The organism is Clostridium sp. D5 (assembly GCF_000190355.1).
GTDB classification, from domain to species: domain Bacteria; phylum Bacillota; class Clostridia; order Lachnospirales; family Lachnospiraceae; genus Faecalicatena; species Faecalicatena fissicatena_A.
This window is the reverse complement of sequence record NZ_GL870840.1, coordinates 1-1,718: the sequence shown is the minus strand read 5'-3', so window position 1 is coordinate 1,718 and position 1,718 is coordinate 1. Positions and strand designations below refer to the sequence as shown.

Below are 1,718 nucleotides of genomic sequence, written 5' to 3'. Positions count from 1 at the left end.
AATGTCATTAACTTAAGAGAAAAGATGGCTATTTGTACCGTAAATACTATCTTTTCTTTTTCTCACCCCTTTTATTGTTGTCATTTTGCACAATCTAATAAAATATTATATGTATACATATTGTACAAAAATACATCTATGCATTTGTGAAATATACCGATTGACAAAACGGAAATTTCGCCAAAATCGAATAAGTGATTTTATTATTTTGCTTAGGAGATGATACGATGTATTTTAAAAAACTTATTTTGCTTTTCTTTTCTGATTTAAGCGACCTCATCCATTCTAATGCCTTCCTTGCAAGGCATAAGCTGGGGCTAACTTCTTTTACACGCAGCCGGAAACTTTCTTTTCCTGATATCGTCCTTTTCCTTCTGCGACTCCCTCAGAAGACCCTTTCCAGCGAAATAGCCGATTTTGTGGAGGACTGTCTTCCACAAAAGGAGATCATAAGAATTTCGAAGCAGGCCTTCTGTGTTGGCAGACAAAAAATAGCACCAAAAGCTTTTCAGGAACTTCTGTATTTTACATATCGCCGTCTGCACCTCCATCCCAGCAGCACTTATTGGCATGGACATGTCGTAAAAGCGATTGATGGGACGACCTTTCGTGTCCCTAATACCCCTGAAAACAGAAGGCGTTTCCAAACCCAGAAAAACCAATATATTGAGGTTCCCCTCATCAAGGCATCCATCCTCTATAATGTTTCTGAAGACCTTATTGAGGATGTCGTGCTCGGAAAGTGCCGCGACTCGGAAAGAAACCAGGCCGAGAAGGTGCTTCCTTATAAAGTCATGCATGCCAGCAAGGGATCCCGCCCCATCATCATTTTTGACAGAGGTTATCAATCTGGGGCACTTATCCATTACATTTCGGGAAACAATGGACTTTTCCTTATGCGCTGCCCCACCACCTCTACATTTAAAAATGTACTTGCCTGTCCTCTGGGAGACTCTGAAACCATGATATTTTATAAAAAGCAGAAAATTCGTTTGAGGGTTCTGCGCTTCATACTTGAAAACGGAGAGGAGGAAGTGTTGATCACGAACCTGTTTGACAATAGCCTCAACGTAAAGGATTTTGAAGAGCTTTATATCATGCGCTGGAAAATCGAAGGAAAATACAGGGAAATTAAACAGCAGCTTAAGACAGAGAATTTTGCAGGGATAAAACCGGAGAATATCCTGCAGGAAGTTTATGCTGCTCTGGCATTTTCCAATATCACCTCTGCATTAAAGTTTCTGGTTGATAAAGGAATAGAAGAGGATACAGAAGAGAAGGGGAATCGCTACCAATATCAGGCAAACCGGAATTTTCTAGTCGGAAGCCTGAAAAAAAACCTGCATCTGTTTCTTAGCAACACCTTAGGGACGGGCGTTGTGCTGGAACGCCTTTTAATTCTGGCCCAAAAAGAACGCTCCCCCATACGGCCAGGCCGTAAGGAGGAGCGCTTCTGGCACAAGTACGGTAAGTCGCACACTTACTGTATGAACCAGCGCACAGCCTTATAATTGCATAGAACCTTACCACAAAGTTTGTTTGCTAACAGGCTTAGTTAAAGTATGCCACTTTTAAATAAAAAAGTAAATGTCTGAGCATAAATTCAAAAAATTCATATGTCATTGCTGCAATTTGTAATATTACTTTCCAAACTTGTGGATCGTTTTGTATGGATTTAGCTTTGTGCAATTTTACTATACCTTAAGTTAATGACATTG

Annotated in this window: 1 protein-coding gene; it reads left to right on the top strand. The window is 40.2% G+C overall.

Features of this window, described 5'->3' with window-relative positions:
* Positions 1–227: 227 nt before the first annotated feature.
* Positions 228–1,511, top strand: coding sequence for an IS4 family transposase (locus tag HMPREF0240_RS23185; RefSeq protein WP_035314785.1), 1,284 nt, complete (start codon positions 228–230; stop codon positions 1,509–1,511).
* The last annotated feature ends 207 nt before the right edge of the window (positions 1,512–1,718 follow it).